At 57.5% G+C, this 19,309-nt stretch carries 18 protein-coding genes; 11 read left to right on the plus strand and 7 right to left on the minus strand.

Going from position 1 to position 19,309, the window contains the following annotated elements:
* The first annotated feature begins 130 nt into the window (after positions 1 to 130).
* The 4 genes from map to GWQ27_RS00585 all read left to right on the plus strand — a co-directional run bounded on the left by map (position 131) and on the right by GWQ27_RS00585 (position 5,171).
* On the plus strand, positions 131 to 919 hold the full coding sequence (gene map, locus GWQ27_RS00570; protein ID WP_275906420.1) for a type I methionyl aminopeptidase: 789 nt from the start codon (positions 131 to 133) through the stop codon (positions 917 to 919).
* 89 nt (positions 920 to 1,008) lie between these two features.
* Positions 1,009 to 3,696, plus strand: a complete 2,688-nt coding sequence (gene glnD / locus GWQ27_RS00575) for a bifunctional uridylyltransferase/uridylyl-removing protein GlnD (protein WP_275906421.1) — start codon at positions 1,009 to 1,011, stop codon at positions 3,694 to 3,696.
* Between the two features lie 135 nt (positions 3,697 to 3,831).
* Complete coding sequence (gene dapD, locus GWQ27_RS00580) at positions 3,832 to 4,659, plus strand: 2,3,4,5-tetrahydropyridine-2,6-dicarboxylate N-succinyltransferase (RefSeq protein WP_005312067.1); 828 nt, start codon at positions 3,832 to 3,834, stop codon at positions 4,657 to 4,659.
* Between the two features lie 128 nt (positions 4,660 to 4,787).
* Positions 4,788 to 5,171: a DUF3461 family protein gene (locus tag GWQ27_RS00585; RefSeq protein ID WP_005312064.1), complete on the plus strand. Its 384-nt coding sequence runs from the start codon at positions 4,788 to 4,790 to the stop codon at positions 5,169 to 5,171.
* Positions 5,172 to 5,428: 257 nt separating this feature from the next.
* Here the strand turns inward: GWQ27_RS00585 and ptsG are convergent, their stop codons facing one another.
* The 6 genes from ptsG to GWQ27_RS00615 form a co-directional block, all read right to left on the minus strand.
* Positions 5,429 to 6,859, minus strand: coding sequence for a PTS glucose transporter subunit IIBC (ptsG, locus tag GWQ27_RS00590; RefSeq protein ID WP_005312062.1), 1,431 nt, complete (start codon positions 6,857 to 6,859; stop codon positions 5,429 to 5,431).
* A gap of 433 nt (positions 6,860 to 7,292) precedes the next feature.
* Complete coding sequence (locus GWQ27_RS00595; protein ID WP_275906422.1) at positions 7,293 to 8,258, minus strand: MalM family protein; 966 nt, start codon at positions 8,256 to 8,258, stop codon at positions 7,293 to 7,295.
* A gap of 91 nt (positions 8,259 to 8,349) precedes the next feature.
* On the minus strand, positions 8,350 to 9,666 hold the full coding sequence (locus tag GWQ27_RS00600; protein ID WP_282684564.1) for a maltoporin: 1,317 nt from the start codon (positions 9,664 to 9,666) through the stop codon (positions 8,350 to 8,352).
* Positions 9,667 to 10,190: 524 nt separating this feature from the next.
* Positions 10,191 to 10,631, minus strand: coding sequence for a flavodoxin (locus GWQ27_RS00605; protein ID WP_096118006.1), 441 nt, complete (start codon positions 10,629 to 10,631; stop codon positions 10,191 to 10,193).
* A 90-nt stretch (positions 10,632 to 10,721) separates the two neighbouring features.
* Positions 10,722 to 11,462, minus strand: coding sequence for a tRNA pseudouridine(65) synthase TruC (truC, locus tag GWQ27_RS00610; protein WP_059112127.1), 741 nt, complete (start codon positions 11,460 to 11,462; stop codon positions 10,722 to 10,724).
* Between the two features lie 55 nt (positions 11,463 to 11,517).
* Complete coding sequence (locus GWQ27_RS00615) at positions 11,518 to 11,853, minus strand: YqcC family protein (protein WP_005312033.1); 336 nt, start codon at positions 11,851 to 11,853, stop codon at positions 11,518 to 11,520.
* A gap of 402 nt (positions 11,854 to 12,255) precedes the next feature.
* Here GWQ27_RS00615 and GWQ27_RS00620 point away from each other — a divergent pair, with 402 nt between their 5' ends.
* The 5 genes from GWQ27_RS00620 (at position 12,256) to GWQ27_RS00640 (ending at position 15,222) form a co-directional block, all read left to right on the plus strand.
* Positions 12,256 to 13,284 (plus strand): DUF3549 family protein, encoded by a 1,029-nt coding sequence (locus GWQ27_RS00620; RefSeq protein WP_059167939.1) that lies wholly within the window; start codon positions 12,256 to 12,258, stop codon positions 13,282 to 13,284.
* Between the two features lie 72 nt (positions 13,285 to 13,356).
* Positions 13,357 to 13,656 carry a DUF3301 domain-containing protein gene (locus GWQ27_RS00625; RefSeq protein WP_005312029.1) on the plus strand — a complete coding sequence of 100 codons (300 nt, stop codon included), beginning with the start codon at positions 13,357 to 13,359 and terminating at the stop codon, positions 13,654 to 13,656.
* A 134-nt stretch (positions 13,657 to 13,790) separates the two neighbouring features.
* Positions 13,791 to 14,027 (plus strand): DUF2789 domain-containing protein, encoded by a 237-nt coding sequence (locus tag GWQ27_RS00630; RefSeq protein WP_169046622.1) that lies wholly within the window; start codon positions 13,791 to 13,793, stop codon positions 14,025 to 14,027.
* Between the two features lie 97 nt (positions 14,028 to 14,124).
* The gene (locus GWQ27_RS00635) at positions 14,125 to 14,430 is read left to right on the plus strand and encodes a hypothetical protein (protein ID WP_275906423.1); all 306 of its coding nucleotides are present in this window, start codon (positions 14,125 to 14,127) and stop codon (positions 14,428 to 14,430) included.
* A 6-nt stretch (positions 14,431 to 14,436) separates the two neighbouring features.
* Complete coding sequence (locus tag GWQ27_RS00640; RefSeq protein WP_169046624.1) at positions 14,437 to 15,222, plus strand: Zn-ribbon-containing protein; 786 nt, start codon at positions 14,437 to 14,439, stop codon at positions 15,220 to 15,222.
* 91 nt (positions 15,223 to 15,313) lie between these two features.
* Here GWQ27_RS00640 and syd read toward each other — a convergent pair whose 3' ends face one another.
* Complete coding sequence (syd, locus tag GWQ27_RS00645; RefSeq protein ID WP_275906424.1) at positions 15,314 to 15,862, minus strand: SecY-interacting protein; 549 nt, start codon at positions 15,860 to 15,862, stop codon at positions 15,314 to 15,316.
* Positions 15,863 to 16,039: 177 nt separating this feature from the next.
* Here syd and queF point away from each other — a divergent pair, with 177 nt between their 5' ends.
* Together queF and GWQ27_RS00655 are read left to right on the plus strand one after the other, a co-directional pair.
* A complete protein-coding gene (gene queF / locus GWQ27_RS00650) occupies positions 16,040 to 16,888 on the plus strand; it encodes an NADPH-dependent 7-cyano-7-deazaguanine reductase QueF (protein WP_275906425.1) in 849 nt (282 codons plus the stop codon).
* Positions 16,889 to 17,004: 116 nt separating this feature from the next.
* A complete protein-coding gene (locus GWQ27_RS00655; protein WP_087756281.1) occupies positions 17,005 to 19,275 on the plus strand; it encodes a hypothetical protein in 2,271 nt (756 codons plus the stop codon).
* Positions 19,276 to 19,309 lie beyond the last annotated feature (34 nt).

A 19,309-nucleotide genomic window follows, 5' to 3' on the forward strand; every position in this document is an offset into this window, starting at 1 on the left:
GATGACAATCACACTGGAAGTAAACGGGGGTTGGGGATAAAATTTTGGCCTGATTGCAAACGCATCTATTTTTCATTACCTGATTGTTGGGCATCGACAGGATGCGCAGTCAGGCCCCAAGAGAGATCCCATGTCCATTAAAATCAAGACACCGGAAGAGATTGAAAAGATGCGCGTTGCCGGCCAGCTGGCCGCCGATGTGCTGATCATGATAGCCCCCCACGTCAAGGCAGGCGTCACCACAGATGAGCTGAACACCCTGTGCCACGACTATATTGTCGACGTGCAGCAGGCTATTCCGGCTCCGCTCAACTACCACGGCTTCCCCAAGTCCATCTGCACCTCGGTGAACGACGTGATTTGCCATGGCATCCCCAACCACAAGAAATTGCGCGAAGGGGACATCATCAACCTGGACATCACAGTCATCAAGGATGGCTACCACGGCGATACCTCCGCCATGTTCATCGTGGGTGAGACCACACCGCTGCGTCGCCAGCTGTGCAAGGTCGCCCAGGAGAGCCTCTACGCTGCCATCAAGCAGGTGCGCCCAGGCATGTGCATCACAGAGATAGGCGCCCTGATCCAGCCCATCGTCGAGAAGGCCGGTTTCTCCGTGGTGCGTGACTACTGTGGCCACGGCATCGGCAGCGAATTCCACGAGGAGCCGCAAATCCTGCACTACCGCAATGGCGGCAAGCTGGAGCTCAAAGCGGGCATGTGCTTCACCATAGAGCCCATGGTCAACAGCAAGAAGTATCACTGCCGCATCAACCCGAAAGATGGCTGGACAGTGACCACCAAGGATGGCGGCGATTCCGCCCAGTGGGAACACACACTGCTGGTGACCGACGATGGCTGCGAGGTGCTTACCCTGCGCCCCGATGACACTATCGACCGCTATATCAAACACAGTTAACATCAAAAACCCCGGCGCCGAAGCGAGATGGCACCGGGGTTTGTTTTTATCAGCCGCTGTGTATGCGTGCGACAAGAGCGTGAGATGCCATGGATGCCAGCCTGCTTTCCCCCCATCTGTTACCCGACGATCAGCTCACCCGCGAGAACTGCAAAGAGTATCTGGGCCGCTTTCTCGGCTGGTTGCACGCCCGTTTCGATGCCGGCGACAACATCATAGAACTGGTTGCGACCCGTTCCGAATACATGGATGCGCTGCTGACCCGACTGTGGCAAAAATTTGGCTTCGACAAGACAGATCTCAGCCTGATAGCCGTCGGCGGCTATGGCCGCGGCGAGTTGCATCCCCACTCCGACATCGACCTGCTCATCCTCTATGAAGGGGAGGAGCTGGACGAGGTGCTGGGGCTGCGCATCGGTGAGTTCATTACCCTGCTGTGGGATCTCAAGCTGGAGGTGGGTCAGGCGGTACGCAACGTGGCCGAGTGCATCGAGCAGGGCCGCGCCGACATCACGGTCGCCACCAACCTCATAGAGGCCCGTTTCATCACAGGCCGCAAAGGCGGTTTCGAGCAGCTCACCCTGGCCACGCGTCCCGAGCGCTTCTGGCCGAGCGAGCAGTTCTTTCAGGCCAAGCGCGAAGAGCAGGCCCTGCGCCACCAGCAATTTCTTGGCACTGCCTACAAGCTGGAGCCCGACCTCAAGAGCAACCCTGGCGGACTGAGAGACATTCAGACCCTGGCCTGGGTCGCCCGCCGTCACTTCGGCGCCACCACATTGTTCGAGATGACCAGCCACGGCTTTCTCAACCGGGCGGAGTACCGTGAACTGCTCGATTGTCAGAACTTCCTGTGGAAGGTGCGCTTCGCCCTGCACATGGCCATCAACAAGGGTGACAACCGGCTGCTGTTCGACCGCCAGCGTACCGTGGCCCAGATGCTGGGGTTCGAGGGGGAAGGCAACAGCCCGGTCGAGCAGATGATGAAGCGCTTCTACCAGACGGTACGGCGAGTCTCCGAGCTCAACGAGATGCTGCTGCAGCTGTTTGACGAGGCGATCCTCGGCAACACCGCCATGGACGTGCGTCGTCTCTGCGACGAGTTCCAGCTGCGTGGCCGCCTCATCGATGCGGTGGACTCAGAGCTGTTTGGCCGTGAGCCCGCGGCCATACTGCGGCTCTTCTACCAGATAGCCCAGCATCCCGAGATTGCCGGCATTCACTCCGCCACCTTGCGCCAGCTGCGCGAGGCGAGGCGCAAACTCAATTGCTGGCTGCAGGATTTGCCCGATTGCCGCCGCCTCTTCATGGCGCTGCTGCGCCACCCCAACGGCATCGGCCAGCCCCTCACCCTGATGCACAAGTACGGCATACTGGCGGCCTACCTGCCCCAGTGGAACCTCATCGTCGGCCAGATGCAGTTCGACATGTTCCACGCCTATACGGTCGATGAGCACACCCACCGGCTACTCAAGAACATTCACCAGTTTCCCAATCCGGCCAGCCGCCAGACCCACCCGCTCTGCCACGAGGTGTTTACCCGGCTGCGCAAGCCGGAACTGCTCAGCATAGCGGCCTTGTTCCACGACATCGCCAAGGGGCGCCGCGGGGATCACTCAGAGCTAGGCGCCGTGGACGCGCTGGAGTTCTGCCAGCTGCATGGCCTGGATCGCTACGAGAGCCGACTGGTGGCCTGGCTGGTGCGCCACCATCTGCTGATGTCGGTCACCGCCCAGCGCCGCGACATCTACGACCCGGACGTGGTCACCGACTTCGCCCAGAAGGTGCGCGACGAGCAGCACCTCGACCTTATCTATTGCCTGACGGTGGCCGATATCTGCGCCACCAACGACACCCTCTGGAACGACTGGAAAGGCACCCTGCTGCGCGAACTCTATTTCGCTACCCAGAAAGCCCTGCGCCAGGGGCTGGAAAACCCGCCCGACATGCGACTGCGCATTCGTGAGAACCAGCGCCAGGCCAAGCAGATCCTGGCCCAGCGGGACGTGCCGGAAGAGGCCATCAACCAGCTGTGGAGCGACTTCAAGGCCGACTACTTCCTGCGCCACACCCCTGAGCAGATCGCCTGGCATTGCCGCAAGATCATCGAGCACGGCGACAACCCGGCGCCACTGGTGATCATCGGCAAGCACCCGACCCGTGGTGGCAGCGAGGTATTTATCTACTGCCGCGACACACCGAATCTGTTTGCCACCGTGGCCTCGGCACTGGATCAGAAAAACCTCAACATCCATGATGCCCAGATCATGAATTCCCGCAGCGACTATGTGCTGGATACCTTCGTGGTGCTGGAGCCCAGCGGCGAGCCCATCAGCCCCAACCGCACCGCCACCATCAGAAAGGCACTGGAGAAGGCCCTGCAGGAACCGGGTAAGCTGGTGCTGCGCAACAAGCCGCTGTCGCGGCGCCACCGTCAGTTCAGCGTGCCGACCCGGGTGGTGTTTCTGCCCCACAAGGGCGAAACCCGTCACACCCTGCTGGAGCTGACGGCACTGGATACCCCTGGCCTGCTGGCTCGTATCGGCGCCGTGTTCCAGCAGTGTGGCCTCTCCCTGCACGCGGCCAAGATCACCACCATAGGCGAGCGAGTGGAGGACTTTTTCAGCCTCACCACACTGGCGGGGGAGCCGCTGAACCAGGCCGAACAGCTGGCGCTGGAGGATCGACTGGTAAGCCAGCTCAACCCGCAGGAATCGGCGGATGAAGCCCCTGACGGCGAGCCGTTGACAGGCCTCACAAGGCGCCTTTCCTCATCCTGATTCTTCAAATAGAACAAGTGGTTGGGCCACATGAGTATAATAAATCGCCATTCTCCTGAAGAAATCGGCTTGAGCCCTTAAAAACAATTGGAAAAGTGTGATACAACAAACCGAATTTTTTAAAGGAAACCTGTCATGACCGAGTTGCAACAGATCATCGAAGCGGCCTTCGAGCGCCGTGATTCCATCACTCCCGGCTCCGTCGACGCCGCCACCAAGTCCGCCATCCTGCAGACCATAGACCTGCTGGACGCCGGCAAGGCCCGTGTCGCCGAGAAGATTGCCGGCGAGTGGGTGGTACACCAGTGGTTGAAGAAGGCGGTGCTGCTCTACTTCCGCATCAATGACAACGGCATCATCAAGGGCGACGATGCCCAGTACTACGACAAGGTTCCTCTCAAGTTCTCCGACTACACCGCCGAGCAGTTCAAGGAAGCGGGGGTGCGTGTGGTGCCTCCTGCGACGGCTCGCAAAGGCTCCTTCATCGCGCCCAATACAGTGCTGATGCCTTCCTACGTCAACATAGGCGCCTTTGTTGATGAAGGCACCATGGTCGATACCTGGGCCACAGTGGGCTCCTGCGCCCAGATCGGCAAGAACGTACACCTCTCAGGCGGCGTCGGCATCGGCGGCGTGCTGGAGCCGTTGCAGGCCAACCCGACCATCATCGAAGACAACTGCTTCATCGGTGCCCGCTCCGAAGTGGTTGAAGGGGTTATCGTCGAGGAAGGTTCCGTCATCTCCATGGGCGTCTTCATCGGCCAGTCCACCCGCATCTATGATCGCGAAACCGGCGAAATTCACTACGGCCGCGTGCCGGCGGGTTCAGTGGTCGTTTCTGGCTCCCTGCCCTCCAAGTGTGGCAAGTACAGTCTCTACGCCGCCGTCATCGTCAAGAAGGTAGATGCCAAGACCCGTGCAAAGGTCGGCATCAATGCCCTGCTGCGTTCCATTGACGAGTAATGCCTCTCACCATTGAGAACAAGGGCGCCTGATGGCGCCCTTTTGATTTTGGCGCCCCTGTCACAGGCAAGCCACATCGACTCGGTTAAGATAGATTGGTCAGGATCGTTTCAAACCGAGGAAGCCCGATGTACGAGAATCTGAAGAGCCTGGGGATCCAGGAACCCACCTCAGTGGACAGCTATACCCTGCGCCAGGAGGCCAATCACGACATCCTCAAGATCTACTTCAAGAAGCAGAAGGGCGAGTTCTTCGCCAAGAGTGTCAAATTCAAATACCCTCGCCAGCGCAAGACCATGCTGGTCGACTCGGGTACTCATGAGTACAAGGATGTCACCGAGATCAACGCCAATCTCAAGTACGTGGTGGATGAGCTGGACAACCTGACTCAGGGCGTACATATCCAGGCAGACCCGGATATCAAACAGAAGATACTGCGTGACCTGCGCCATCTGGAAAAAGTGGTGCAGAACAAGATCAGCGAAATAGAGCGGGATCTGGAAAAACTGTAAGCCAGCACCAGCAACAACAAGGGCGCCCATCTGGCGCCCTTGTTGTTTGGCTTGAATGCGACACAATTGGCTCATGACGCTGGTATCAGGTGTTGGCACCTAACGCCTGCGCACTTCTCCCTTGAGGCACTTTTCGATACAGCAAGCCAAGATACCTGAATATTCCTTATCCAGGCTCTTTACCAGGTCAAAAAGCGGCCAGAAAAAAGGGAGGCTTGCGCCTCCCTTTTCGGAACTCTGAAATCCAGGCAACAGGATTAGTTGCTCTTCATCCAGATATCCATGTCGGTTTTCAGGTTGTCGGACTTGGTACCGAAGATGGCTTGAACGCCGGAGCCAGAGACTACCACACCGGCAGCACCCAGTTTCTTCAGACCAGCCTGGTCAACCTTGGCCACATCTTTCACGCCAACACGCAGGCGGGTGATGCAGGCATCCAGAGAGGCAATGTTCTCTTTACCACCGAAGGCAGTAACCAGAGCTTCAGACATGCCGTCCTTGCTTTGGCTGACAGTCTCTTCAGCTGTCTCGTCTTCACGACCCGGGGTTTTCAGGTTCATGGCACGGATAACGAAGCTGAAGACCACGTAGTAGATACCAGCGTAAACCAGACCCAGGCCTACCAGCAGCAGCATGTTGTCGGCACGGGGTGATTGAACCACGAAGTCGATGAAGCCGTTGGAGAAGGTATGGCCATGTACAACGCCCAGCATGTTGGTCAGCACATAAGCCAGACCAGCCAGTACGGCGTGGATGGCGTACAGTACCGGAGCGATGAACAGGAAGGAGAATTCAATCGGCTCGGTGATACCGGTCAGAAAAGAGGTCAGGGCAGCGGAGGCCATGATACCAACAATCTTGGCGCGGTTTTCCGGCTTGGCAGCGTGAGCAATGGCAAACGCAGCAGCAGGCAGACCGAACATCTTGAACAGGTAACCACCAGCCAGTTGACCGAAGCCGTTACCGGCAGCGCGGGAAGCGTCATCAGCGGTCAGGAAGCAAGTCATGATACCGTGGACGGTTTCACCGGCACCGTTGACACAGGTACCCGCCTGATAGAAGAAAGGCACGTTCCAGATGTGGTGCAGACCAAACGGGATCAGGGAGCGCTCAACCACACCGTAGATACCGAAGGCCAGTACCGGGTTCTGGTTGGCAGCCCAGTCAGAGAAGGCACCGATGGCAGAGCCAACTGGCGGCCAAATCACGGACAGGATCACACCCAGACCGATGGAAACGAAACCTGTGATGATGGGCACAGCACGTTTGCCAGCGAAGAAGCCCAGGTACTCAGGCAGCTGGATCTTGTAGAAACGGTTGAACGCCCAGGCGGCGACACCACCGGCGAGGATACCGCCCAGAACACCCGTGTCGATCTTGTCAACACCCATCACTGGCGCCATGACTGACAGGGTGGCGGTCATGATGCCGTAGCCAACGATGGCTGACAGACCGGATACACCGTCGTTATTGGTAAAGCCGAGGGCAACACCCACCGCGAACAACAGGGCCATCTGGCCAAATACCGAGCCACCGGCCTGTTCCATCAAATGGGAAACAATTTCTGGCAACCAGCTGAAGTTTGCAGCACCGACACCAAGCAGGATACCTGCGACTGGCAATACGGAGACGGGCAACATCAGCGATTTACCAACCTTTTGCAGATTAGAAAACGCATTTTTCATCATGTGTGTATGCTCCTGAATGGATTGTCTTCCCGTAAACGGTTCAGTCCAATTGATAGACGATCACCAGCATCATCTTTCATTGGCGTGAATTCGATTGGGGTTGTTTATTTTGACCCGCTGAATATAACCCAGCAGATCGGAAATTTCTTCCATCAGGCACAAGGGAATAAAAATTTTGGAGGGGAGATCACAAGATAATTTCGAGGGGAATTACAGATTAATCAGGAATATATTTCGGCACTTTCATTGTATGCCACAAATATGAAAAGTGCTGTTTCGCATTGTATTTTAACCAATCAAATCAATACACAAAGAAACGCATTGTAACTCAATGTAACCATTTGCTGTTTTTTCTATTTTAGTCTACCGATTAAAAAGGCCTCCAACAAGGGAGGCCTCAAATAAATATTACAATTTAAAGGCTAGAAAATATTCAGCCTTTTTGCGAACGTTTGACCGCATCAATAAAAATGGATTTAGCTTTGGTTGAACCGGCACGCTCGGCCTCACTGACCAGTTGCATGGCCTTGTCGATATCACCGGCCTTCACCGCTTTCTCAATCTGGGACTGATAGAAGGCTTCGGTCTCGGTCAACATGGCGGGCACGGGTTTGGCAGCAACCGCAGTTGCCGTCACCGCACTGGAAGCCACTGCGGCAGTTGCTGGCGCGGCCTGGCTCATCGCAACCTTGTCTGCGTACTCGGGTTTGAACACAGCCTCAAGGCCCTGCCCCTTGGCCATATCGACCACCTCGATCTGTACCAGCCCCCATGGTGAATGCGGGATCACGGGATCCGGCACTGCTGGCTCAACCGTTTGGTTGGCACGGGCGAAGGCTTTGGCCGGGTGCAATATGGTGGTACTGCCCGCCAGCTCGCTGGCCGGGGCATAGACAATCATATAGGTTTCGGCAGCCGGGTTGCCCGGCATGCTGCGATCGACAAAGATATTGCCTTCAATCCGATCGTTATTCAGCAGGTGGGCTGGCTGGTAGCTGAACACTGACTCACCCAGCACCCGTGTCACCTTGAACTGGGCATCCAGCATAATCACTTGCGGCACCAGTACCGTTTTGCTTACCTGAGATGCGACCTTGATGGCCAGGTTGCCTGTGTTGGCTGGCAGGCGATAAGCCGCAAAGTAGCTCATCCCCTCGTCAAACTGAAAACTGGGTTGCTTGCCGTCGAGGGCCAGCAGGGTATCGCCTTCTGGCAAGGCCACATAATTGAAGTCGTTGAAAGCATTGCAGCAACTGGTCGCCTGTGAGAGTGCCTGCTTGGCCTGTTCGGCATTGCTCAGAATGGATGCGTGATCCTGCATGGGGACCACCATGCTACCGGAACAACCGGCCAACAGCGCAGTAACCACGGCTGCGATAGACATCTTTACCAATTTCATTCTTCTTATCTCCATAACCCGGTTGCCGTTACCCGGCGAAACAAAACTGCCCCCATACGGGGGCAGTGACTAACTTAACTGAAAGAGGTGCTTACCACCAAGCTTCCGCTTGAACACCAACTTGGTAGGTGTCTTTGGAGGTGCCGCTTTCGAAGACTTTCTGATCTTCGTCGTTGGCCAGGTAGGAGGCGAACACACGGATTTCAGGACGAGCCCAGAAGCTGGAGCCGGCAGACCAGGCTTGAGCCAGGGTCAGCTTGTAACCAGAGTCATCAACGGAGGTACCGTTGGTGGACTTGTTCTTGTCCTTGAAGTAGCCGCCTTCGAAGATGGTCTTGTTGAAGTCATCCCACTTGTACATGGGGCGAACAACGGCTGACATGGCTTCCCACTTGTCGTTGCCATCCCACATATCGTTGCCTACACCGTAGACCAGCTGGTGACCCATCTCGAAGTTGTTGCCCATCGGGACAACACCCCAGTTGATGATGCGATAACCATCAGCACCGTCTTTGGCTTCGGCACCGTACCAGGAGCCGTCGCCGTAGAAGGCCATGGTCTTGGAATAACCTTCAGTACCGTATTGCAGCACTGTCTTGTTAAAGCCACCCAGAATGCCGGCGGTCAGTTCGGCAGTCAGCATGACGCCGTCTTTCATGTTGTTGTTTTTCAGCGGTTTCTGAGCTTCGGTCTCGTTAACCAGCGCATAGTCTACGCCCAGTTCCAGAGAGGCTTCGCTCCACAGCGGGATACCGGCATAACGCAGGTCCAGTGTGTTGACGTTCAGGTCTTCATTCTTTTGATAAACCGGGTTGGCGACAGTACCAGTGTTGGTGTACTGACCGAACACATCGGCCGCGCTGCGGTCGTTGCGAACCCAGGCGAAGGAGATCTTGCCAGGACCGGCCTGGATGCCTTCGATACCGGCACCGGCACCGGAGATGTTCCAGTAGTAGAAGTCAGAGATATGGACATCGTGACGTTGGTAGTAACGCTTACCGGCCCACAGGGTGGCTTCCGGCGCGAAGCCCAGCAGACCTTTGGCCTGTACGTTGAACTGGCGCAGGGCGAAATCGGAGTCGCCATTGCACTGTTTGGCATCAAAGTTACAAACGGTACCGGTACCTTCCCAGTCGTTTGAACCGTTGGAAGCCATGGCAAACATGGAGTCAACGTAGAAAGTCTTGCCATCCTTGTTGAATACTTCCTGACCCAGCTGAACTTCGCCATAGGTATCATTTTCGTTACCCAGACGGCCAACTTTGTTCACGTTGTATTTAACCATGTCTCCGTCACCGGAAACGCCTACACCTGAACGGAAGTAGCCGTGGAAATCAACGGCGAAGGCGGCTTGGGAAGCCAGGGCTGCGGTTACTGCTGCAGCGATCGGGAGCCACTTTGCTTTCATTTTCATTTTCCTTATTCCCGCTGAGAGGAGTGTGATCCTGATATTCAAGTTCTTATCACCAAGAAAAACGTTTCGGTGATAACCGGGATGGATTATAGGTAGCCAATTTCGAGACAAACATGAGCTGATTCACAAAATGGCGACAAATCGCCCACCACCACTACCAAGGGGGTTTAACGAAGATTAAAGACCAATGATTAGCAATAAATCACCCTTAAAACATAAAAAATCGCTCAAACAAAATCTTGAAAACGCTATCAGCAATTAATTCGCTTCGAGCATTAAGGTGAAAAATGTCAATTCAATGACAAAAACATGACTGAAATCGCTTTCAATGCGGAACTTTTAATTTCCCTGCATGTCGGTTATGAGTGGAATAAATGCTCAAATACATGATTGGGAGACAGGAAAATAATCGGAGGAATAGTGGAAAATAGACTCAACTGACAGACCTGAAACGCAGAAATAAACATCCCCATGGTCGAACCCATCGGGGATGAATAAAAAATGAGGAGGGAATGGCCCTAGAGTTTATTTTCCCAGCCGGTGAGCCAGGCCAATGCCACCTTTTCCGGTTCATCATCGACGGCGGCATCTATCTCAAGGCGGGGTAATAGTGCACTCGCCCCCAGCTCCTGCAACAAGCCGTCGAGCTGACGACCGGCACCGCAAAAGTGTTCGTAGCTGCTGTCCCCCATGGCAATAAGGGCATAACGCCAGCCTTTCATATAGGGAGCCCGATCCGCCAGGGCGGCGGCCAAGGGTTGCAGGTTGGGCGGAATATCGCCCTGCCCCGTGGTGGCGGTGATCAGCAGCAGGAAGCGGGAGGCATCTATGTCTTCCAGCACGGCCTCATCGAAAATCTGACATACATGTCCGACTTGCTGCAGATGTTCAGCCAGCGTCTCGGCCACCAGCATGGCTGAGCCATAGACGGTTCCCACTACAAGATCTATCTGAGCCATAACGGATTCCTTTGACGAGTATGGCTGCACAGCATGCCACAGCGCCGTCAAAGGCAACACCCTGTCAGGGCGAAGGAATAGAGGGGATGATCAGTAGTCACTTTCACTGCCAGGCCAGCCCAGCTCGGCGAACAGCTGCAACAGATCAGGACCCAGCGGCGCCTGGATCCGCATCGGGACCTTGAGGATCGGGTGCTCGAAGCTGAGAGTACGAGCTACCAGCAGCAGGCGTTCGCAGCCGAAGTGTTCACGAAAGAAGCGATTGTGGCGACCATCACCATGAGTAGTATCGCCCACTATGGGGTGGAAAAGATGTTCCATATGGCGGCGCAACTGATGCTTGCGACCGGTTTTCGGGAACAACTTGACCAGACTATAGCGACTGGTGGGGTGCTTCTTGGAAACCGCATGAGGCAGTTCGACCTGATGCAGGCAACGAAATGCCGTTACCGCCTCCTGGGCCGGGCGATCAGGATTGCTCATGGCATCGGCGATCTTGTCCAGCTGCTCCTTGAGAGGGTAGTCGATCACCCCCTGCTCCGGGGCCCAGCCCCGCACCAGCGCCAGATACTCCTTGTGTACCTGCCGGGCGGCAAAGGCCTCTGTCAGGATACGGGCAACGGCAGGATCCAGAGCAAACAGCAGCACGCCCGAGGTGGGGCGATCGAGGCGATGCACGGGGTAGACATGACGCCCCCCGATCAGATCCCGGGTCATCTGCATGGCGAACCGGGTTTCGGCCTTGTCGAGCCAGCTGCGGTGCACCAGCAGACCGGAGGGTTTGTTGACCGCTACCAGCCAATCATCCTGATAGAGCAGCGTCAGTTTCATTGCATCACCACGTCGTCACCCGGCTGCGTCTCTCTCTGAAAGCGCAAGGTCAGACTCATTTTTCCACCACTTTACCGGTCAGCAGCAGATCGAAGCGACCGATGAGACGCAGCAGGCTCGCCATCTCGGCCAGCTCGTTCTTGTAGACTTCGCTCGCCATGGGATAGAGGGAGACGCTGGTAGGCAAGGGGGCTTGCAGCATGACAAGCTGCTCCATGCGCGGGATCAGCACGAATTGCAGCCACTGATCAAAGCTCAGGGTATCGACACAGAACGGCAGCTCGCTCGCCAGAGCCTCTTTGCCAGGATGCTCGTCTTGCCAGCGCCCCAGGCGCTGCAACTCGGCAGTGAGTTCACCCAGCAGGCCGGCTACCAGCAGATATTGATTCATCTCGTTCTCTTCCTCATTACTGCGATACCGGCCTGACGCTCCTCTGCATGGCAGATAACGGCTGGCCGGGTTCCTCAAAAAAGGGCGCTACTATACACCGTCCCCCTCCCCCTCTGCCATGTTCCATTGGCAAGCGGAACGCAGAACCCAGCCCCTGCTGGCTATCTGATACAACCGCTTTATACAGATTGACCCGCAGCGCCCTGATGCGTCTTTTTCAGCTCGTCACAAGGTGGCCTTGGTGCCCCACTGGCTATCTGATACAACCGCTTTATACAGATTGACCCGCAGCGCCCTGATGCGCCTTTCTCAGCTTGTCACAAGGCGGTCTTGGTACCGCCACTGGCTATCTGATATAAGCGCTTTATAATCGGCCCGCATCACTCTTAGCCGGATCACATCATGTCTACCATCAATACGCTGACCGAGTTTCTGACCCAGGCCGATACCCAGTTTCAACTGTTTGACATGGGTCGCCAGGTGCGACCGCTGGCAAGCGACGCCTTCGAACGCATAGAGCAGCAACAAGAGCCCTATCCCTGGCCACTGCAGCAGCATGCCTGGCTCGGCGTTCATTTCTTCCAGCCGGCAGAATCCCGACACTATCTCTGGTTCCTCAAGTTTGCACTCGATGAGCGTGGCCTGCTCATCGGCAGCGGCCCCAAGCTCTTTATGGATCAAGTGGTCGAGACCCTCGGCTACAAGCTGACCGGCGATCTGGATGAAGAGAAGGCCCAACGACTGGCCGACAATCCCTATACTTTCCGTCCTGCCGAAGCCAAGATGGCCAGCCTGCATGCCAAGCTGGCTCGCCAGCTGGAACAGGCTCCTTCCGCCTACTATGAGGGCCTGTGCCACTATCTGGCTGCGCCGGGTGACGAGGGCTGGCAAGCGTTGGGACTGCAAGGTTTTGCCGACATGGCGGAGCGGCTGCAGGACGAACGCAATCTGGCGCTGGTGTGCAAGGCCCTGCCGAAGCTACCCCAGGCCCCGCTCTACGCCCTGTGTCAGAGCCTGGAAAATGTCCCGCTGCCGCCGGCCGTGCAAGGTGCCCTGTTCGAGCGGATCGGCAAGGAACAGGAAACTGCCGAGCCCAATGCCGAAACCCTGGCCTACCTGTGTCGGGCGCTGGCTTCCTGCAACGGCAATGCGATGCGCACCAACAAGCTGCTGACCCTGCTGCAAACCCAGCCAAGCCCGGCTTTGTTGCTCGCCATCGCAGGGCGCCTCTGGCCCGACCTCAAAGAGCCAAGCCTGCTCAGCCTGTTCCTGGAACAGTTGGCGCTGCAGCCGACCCAGTTCTTCAATCAGGTGTTTGCCGAACTGGTGACCCTGCCGGCCCTGCGCAATGATATGCTGGCAAGATTGCGTGATCCTGAGCGCAGCAATGCACTCGGTCAGGCTATCGGACGTCTGTTTGCCTCGGCGTAACGGTTAATGGAATAACGGCCAGGTGGGCTGCCGCCTGGCAAAGACAACTCCAGATCACACAAGGAGCCCTTGATGGGTGAAATGCTCGGTATCTTGCTGCTTATCCTCGTCGGGGGCGCCTTCTGGCATCAGCGCCGCCAAGCGGAGCTCGCCTGGCAATACATGCGCCGCTACTGCCAGCATCACGATCTGCAACTGCTGTCTCTGGCACGCAGCCACCGCGCGCTGGCACACAGGCCGCTGCGACTCTTGACCTATTACGAGTTTGAATTTTCCAGCGATGGCGAGAGCCATTATCAGGGGCAGTTGCGCATGCAGGGACTGCATATAGTCGGCGTCGACCTGCCGCCCCATCGCATCCCAGCCCAATAAGCCAGCTGCACGGCCCCCGGTAGCCCGATACGAGGCCAGACCGGCCCTATCCCCGGACGCATGCCATCCCAGTAAACAAGACGCGGCGGATAACAACCTATAATGTTCAGGGATGTCCCCCGGGAGAGATCAAGATGGAATTGTTGACCCACGACCTGTCTGCCCTGTTCGCCCAGCTGGGCCTGCCCAATGACGAGCTGAGCCTGCACCGCTTCATCCACGAACACAGACTGGACAATCAGACCCTGCTGCCCGAAGCCAGCTTCTGGACCCCGTCCCAGGCTGGTTTCCTGCGCGATGCCCTCTGGAATGACTCGGACTGGTCGGAAACCATAGACCAGCTGGATGTGCTGCTGCGCCAGACCGACTGATCCCTTCTTTTACCACCCGCTTTCCAGAGGAGAGCGGTTTGGTTAAGCTCTGTGCCCCGTCAAGCCCGTATCACAGCCCTACTGCGCAGGAGCCCCCATGTCCGCCCAAGAGATCATCCGCATCGCCAACGAACTGACCGCCAAGGGGATCACCCCCTCCACTGCCATGGTCAAGGCCCGCCTCAGTCAGCCCGTTCCCATGGCCGAACTGCTCAAGGTGTTGAGCCAGTGGAAGCAGCAGCCCCAACCCACAGAACCGGCCCCGGCGAGCACACCAGCCGCTGCCGATACCGGCACGCAGGCCGATGCCGTCAACCTGCAACAGTTGAGCGAGCAGCTCAACCGGCTCGAGCAGAAAGTCGATCGCCTGACCACCCTGCTGCTCCAACGCCAACCAGACTGAGCCCCCATGTATATTCTCGAACTCTGCTTTGAGTGCTATCGCGATACCTCCCTCGGTGAGGCCGAACGGGCCATCGTCAACTACCTGGACATGCTGCGCTATCAGGGCCAGATCCTGGGACGGGAGTTTCCCACCAGCATGCATGAAGGGCAGTTCGTCAGCCGGGTGGTCTGCCCCGAACAGGACAGCCTGCATCCGGACAACCAGAGCGAACAGGTCAAGCTGGCTGAACAGCAGCTCAATCAGGCGGGTCTGCTCGCACCCAAGCTCCAGCTGCAAGGGATGGATTTACTCTCCGACAGCACAGACCCTTGCGGTCACACAGACGAGCGGCCGAGCTGGATGCTGCTCTACACCAGTTTCCTGCACACCTGCTCGCCACTGCGCTGCGGTGACCACTTCGCTCCCATACCGCTCTACCGGCTGCCTGCCGTCGCCAACGGCGATCACAAGCAAATTATCAAGTGGCAGGAGGATTGGGAGGCGTGCGATCAGCTGCAGATGAACGGCTCCATCGCCGAACACGCGGCACTGCACGAGATAGGCGAAGTGGGCAGCCGCCTCCATCGGCGCGGCAGCGATCTGGTCAAGCGGCTGGAGGCCCTGAGCGGCATTCCCACTTACTACTACCTCTACCGGGTCGGCGGGCTGAGCGTAGCCGAAGAGAGAAACCGCCCCTGTCCGGGCTGCGGCGGTGAGTGGGCACTGACAGCACCGCTGCACGATATCTTCGACTTCAAGTGCGATCCCTGCCGGCTGATCTCCAACCTTTCCTGGGACTTCAAGGATTGAGCCTCCTCCCTTGAGATGGCACTACCTTGTGTCCAGATAGCAGAAGGGCCTTGCCGGATGGCAAGGCCCTTCTCGTCTCACAGGAACAGGATCAATGGGGCAGGGTTTCCAGCCGCGCGAGGAAGGCTGGCAGCGAGGGGGCCAAGGTGAGACGTCGACCAGAATCGAGCCACTCCAGCCATATCTGACCACTCTCGTTGTCCAGCGACACCAGGGTCATCTCGTTGCGGGTGGTGGCAATGAACAGCGATGGCGTGCGCTTTAACTTGCGCAGCATCAGCAGATGACCGATGAGGTTTTCCCTGAGCAGGTCCAGATCCGCCTCGTTCCAAGGCAAGATGAGCTCAAGGCGCAGCCCCTTGTAGGAACAGGGGATGGGGCGACTGAACCAGTGACCAAACAGCGCCTGGGCCGCAGGATGCAGCACCAGCTCCAGCGCATTGGCCATGGCCGCAAAATCGGCCGCTTGCTGGCGCTGGTGAGGGCGCCAGGCGACCCGCCCCTCTCTGGGCTCATCCAGCTCGCAAGGGGAGCGCCAGTCAGCTTCCCACTCACACAGGGGCAATCCCCGCCTTGCCTCACCATCACGCTGCCAGCGCAAAAAAAAGTGTTCCAGGGCAGACAAGACTTGATCCGACATCGAAATTCCCCACAATTGCTGCCAAAGTTCGCTATTGCACCATCAAACCCACGAGCAGACAAGGTGAAGCATGAGACGTCGCCATCCGGTGGCGATCCCATGCAATATCCAGGTAGGGGCAAGCGCCCCTGACGCTGCAACGCAATGGCCCATTCAACATCCGGATTCATAAACACAATGAGCAAACAAGAGAAATACGCCGGTGCCAGCGCCTTGCAAGGGCTGAGCCTGGGTCAGCAATCTGCCTACATCAGTCAGTACAGCCCTGCCCTGCTGCAACCTGTGCCGCGCAGCCTCAATCGCGACGACCTCGGCTTGACCGGCGAGTTGCCTTTCCAGGGTTGCGACATCTGGACTCTGTACGAGCTCTCCTGGCTCAACGCCAGGGGTAAACCCATGGTGGCTGTGGGTGAGGTGTCCGTGCCCGCAGTGAGCGCCAACCTCATCGAATCCAAGTCGTTCAAGCTCTATCTCAACTCCTTCAACCAGACTCGTTGCGACTCGCTGGAAGCGGTACAAGCCATGCTGGTCAAGGATCTGAGTGTCTGCGCCAGCAGCGAAGTGAGCGTGACGCTGTTCCCCCTGGCACAGGCTCCACACCACATTGCCGCCTTGCCGGGTGAGTGCATCGATGAGCAGGATATAGAGGTTGATTGCTATGAATTCGATGCCAATCTGCTGCAAGGGGCCGCGGGCAACGAAGAGGTGGAAGAGACACTGCACAGTCACCTGCTCAAGTCCAACTGCCTGGTCACCAGCCAGCCCGACTGGGGCTCAGTGGTGATCCACTATCGCGGCCCACGGCTGGATCGGGAAAAACTGCTGCGCTACCTCATCTCGTTTCGCCAGCACAACGAATTTCATGAACAGTGCATCGAGCGCATCTTTACCGATCTCAAGCTCCTCTGCCGCCCGAGCCAGCTGACCGTCTATGCCCGCTACACTCGCCGTGGCGGGCTGGATATCAACCCGTTTCGCAGCGACTGGGAGCTTCCACCCGCCAACCTGCGGCTGATCCGGCAGTAAAGTTGGGGTCCTGGCTGACAGAGAAGGCCCTTGGCTATCGTATCTGTCAGTAAACTCTGGACGTGCAGGGGGGGGCTTGGATAACATGCCCACACCCCTGTGCTGTCCTTAATCCAATGAATCAACTGTTTTTTCTGGCAATGATGATGTCCTCCCTGTCGGCTCCTGACCTGGATCTGGCCAAGGAGCAATTGTCTATCGATCTGCAGCAGGCCCAAACCCTGGTACTGACCGATCCTGCCAGATGTGTCCAGATCACCTCTGCCTTCCTGACACGCACAGCCAATAATCCCAAGCAAATCATCAGCAATCGCCAGGAATATGGCTATCGCGAGCCATTGCTGAGCTATGGCACGGCAGCCCAGGCCACGGGCGCCCACCTGCTCAAGGGGGAATGCCTGCTGCAACTGGGCCAGTTCCAGGCTGCCCAGAAGGCGCTTGATCAAGGCATTGCCATGGCCACCAAGGAGCAGCAGCTGGAGTTGCAGGCCCACGGCCTCTATCTGAAGATCCGCAGCCAGAATCTGCAGGAGCACTCCCATGGCGCCAGCGCCACTCTGCTTGGCCAGCTCGAGACCCTGCTCAGCACACCCAGCCTCAAAGAGAGTCAGTTGCAGGTATACAGCCGCTTGCTGCGCACCAACGCCAGCATAGAGGCGCACCAGTTTGACGAGGCCAAACGCCAGCTGGCAGAGGCACGGCGCTGGGCAGATCAGGCCAAGAACCCGCTGGCCAGCGCCTGGGTCAGCGCTGTGAGCGGCGATCTCTACCATGCCCTCCAGCAGCCCCAGCTCTCTCTTGGTGACTACATAGATGCCCAGCAACAGGCGCGAGGACTGCAGGATCCCCTCTTCCTCGGCCTGCTGTCGAACCAGATAGTGAACCTCTATCAGGCGGAGCAGGAGCCACAGAAGGCACTGCAATATGCCAATGAGGCCGCCAACTACTTCCACGCCCTCGGCAATCCCTCCCTGCTCAGCGATGCACTGATCGTGCTGGCCCGCCTCAATCGGGATCAGGGCGAGATGAACATGGCGCTGGTCTACTTCTTCAATGCGCTGGATCTGCTGGACGAGGGCAATAACCGCACCCGCATCGCCAATCTCAAGTACGAGATAGGCAAAACCTATCTGCAGACCGGCAATCTGACCCTGGCCCGCAACTACCTCACGGCGGCCCGTCAATCCCACGAACTGGGGGACGACAAGGAGCCGCTGATCGATACCCTGCTGTTGCTGGGTGAGCTGCACCTCAAGCAGAAGGAGGCGGGCATCGCCATCCTTCAGCTGGAAAATGCGCTGGCGCTGGCCAACCAGATTGGCGACGCCCAGCGCCAGTTCGAGATCTTCCGTTTGCTCTCGGTGGCCTACGAGCAGAAGGGCTACCTCAAGCAGGCGCTGGACAGCTACAAGAATTTCCACCAGCGCAGCGAGCAGGTACGCCAGCAGCAGGTCGATCTGGAGCAGGAGGCGATCCGCGACAACTATGTCCAGGTGGAGCGGGAACAGCAGATCAAGGAGCTGGAACAACAACTGGATATCAGTCAGCATCAGCAGGATCGCTACCTCTGGTCGAGCGTGATCACAGGCCTGCTGCTGACCCTGTTCATCTATCTGTTCTTTACCCTCTGGCTCAAGCTCAGGGTCGCACGCCTGCAGGGCAAACAACTGGGTGAGGCCATACTGATCGAGCCACGCACCGGCCTTGCCAACTGGCAGCGGCTGATGAGCCGCTGGCCGCGGGAAATGGCAAGACGCCAGCAAAAATCAGAACGCTGGTATCTGAGCGAACGGCCCACCAGCGAATTTGACGACAAGTTGCATTACCTGCTGTTTCGGGTGCCCTTCCTGGTGAACTGCCTGGAGCAGCACGGCTATCAGGTGAGCCGAGAGATAGAGCAGGCTTTCGGCGCCTATATCAAGGAGCTGACACCGCAGGATGGCCGCATCTATGATTTGCGCGAAGGCCATCTGCTCTACGTGGTGCCCCAGCGCCACGTGGAGGACCTCCACAAGCTGGCTCAGGATCTGCTCGCGGCCTTTGCCGCTTTCCCCTGCCAGCACTCGCTGGATCGCCACATCAGCCTCGGCATCGTCAGCCACCCCTTCCTGCCCAAGGCGGCGACCGCCCTCGATCACCACGGCCTGTTCGACCTCTGCTATCTGGCACTGGCCGGAGCCATTCAGCTCAGCGAAAAATACCAGCAAAGCGTCTGGCTGGAACTTGCCGCCATCGATTGCCAACAGGCCGCATTTTTTAATGGGGATGTGTGGCAATGCTGCTTGATGGCAATTGACAAGGGACTGGTAAAAGTAAATTCTTCTCATGAAAAGCAATGGGTTAATTGGCTTCGACTTTCACGGACGAAAGCACCGGATAACCAATAACCCTATAGATAATCAACTGGGTCTGGAACTGGGT

The sequence above is a fragment of the Aeromonas sp. 5HA1 genome (genome assembly GCF_029237245.1).
Taxonomy (GTDB): domain Bacteria; phylum Pseudomonadota; class Gammaproteobacteria; order Enterobacterales; family Aeromonadaceae; genus Aeromonas; species Aeromonas salmonicida.

What these genes read in the sequence shown, in the direction of transcription:
- dapD (WP_005312067.1), top strand. Translation starts at nt 3,832, where the DNA reads ATGACCGAGTTGCAACAGATCATCGAAGCGGCCTTCGAGCGCCGTGAT.
- queF (WP_275906425.1), top strand. Translation starts at nt 16,040, where the DNA reads ATGAGCAAACAAGAGAAATACGCCGGTGCCAGCGCCTTGCAAGGGCTG.
- map (WP_275906420.1), top strand. Translation starts at nt 131, where the DNA reads ATGTCCATTAAAATCAAGACACCGGAAGAGATTGAAAAGATGCGCGTT.
- GWQ27_RS00630 (WP_169046622.1), top strand. Translation starts at nt 13,791, where the DNA reads ATGGAATTGTTGACCCACGACCTGTCTGCCCTGTTCGCCCAGCTGGGC.
- GWQ27_RS00640 (WP_169046624.1), top strand. Translation starts at nt 14,437, where the DNA reads ATGTATATTCTCGAACTCTGCTTTGAGTGCTATCGCGATACCTCCCTC.
- GWQ27_RS00600 (WP_282684564.1), bottom strand. Translation starts at nt 9,666, where the DNA reads ATGAAAGCAAAGTGGCTCCCGATCGCTGCAGCAGTAACCGCAGCCCTG.
- glnD (WP_275906421.1), top strand. Translation starts at nt 1,009, where the DNA reads ATGGATGCCAGCCTGCTTTCCCCCCATCTGTTACCCGACGATCAGCTC.
- syd (WP_275906424.1), bottom strand. Translation starts at nt 15,862, where the DNA reads ATGTCGGATCAAGTCTTGTCTGCCCTGGAACACTTTTTTTTGCGCTGG.
- GWQ27_RS00595 (WP_275906422.1), bottom strand. Translation starts at nt 8,258, where the DNA reads ATGAAATTGGTAAAGATGTCTATCGCAGCCGTGGTTACTGCGCTGTTG.
- GWQ27_RS00635 (WP_275906423.1), top strand. Translation starts at nt 14,125, where the DNA reads ATGTCCGCCCAAGAGATCATCCGCATCGCCAACGAACTGACCGCCAAG.
- GWQ27_RS00655 (WP_087756281.1), top strand. Translation starts at nt 17,005, where the DNA reads ATGAATCAACTGTTTTTTCTGGCAATGATGATGTCCTCCCTGTCGGCT.
- GWQ27_RS00625 (WP_005312029.1), top strand. Translation starts at nt 13,357, where the DNA reads ATGGGTGAAATGCTCGGTATCTTGCTGCTTATCCTCGTCGGGGGCGCC.
- truC (WP_059112127.1), bottom strand. Translation starts at nt 11,462, where the DNA reads ATGAAACTGACGCTGCTCTATCAGGATGATTGGCTGGTAGCGGTCAAC.
- GWQ27_RS00615 (WP_005312033.1), bottom strand. Translation starts at nt 11,853, where the DNA reads ATGAATCAATATCTGCTGGTAGCCGGCCTGCTGGGTGAACTCACTGCC.
- GWQ27_RS00605 (WP_096118006.1), bottom strand. Translation starts at nt 10,631, where the DNA reads ATGGCTCAGATAGATCTTGTAGTGGGAACCGTCTATGGCTCAGCCATG.
- ptsG (WP_005312062.1), bottom strand. Translation starts at nt 6,859, where the DNA reads ATGATGAAAAATGCGTTTTCTAATCTGCAAAAGGTTGGTAAATCGCTG.
- GWQ27_RS00585 (WP_005312064.1), top strand. Translation starts at nt 4,788, where the DNA reads ATGTACGAGAATCTGAAGAGCCTGGGGATCCAGGAACCCACCTCAGTG.
- GWQ27_RS00620 (WP_059167939.1), top strand. Translation starts at nt 12,256, where the DNA reads ATGTCTACCATCAATACGCTGACCGAGTTTCTGACCCAGGCCGATACC.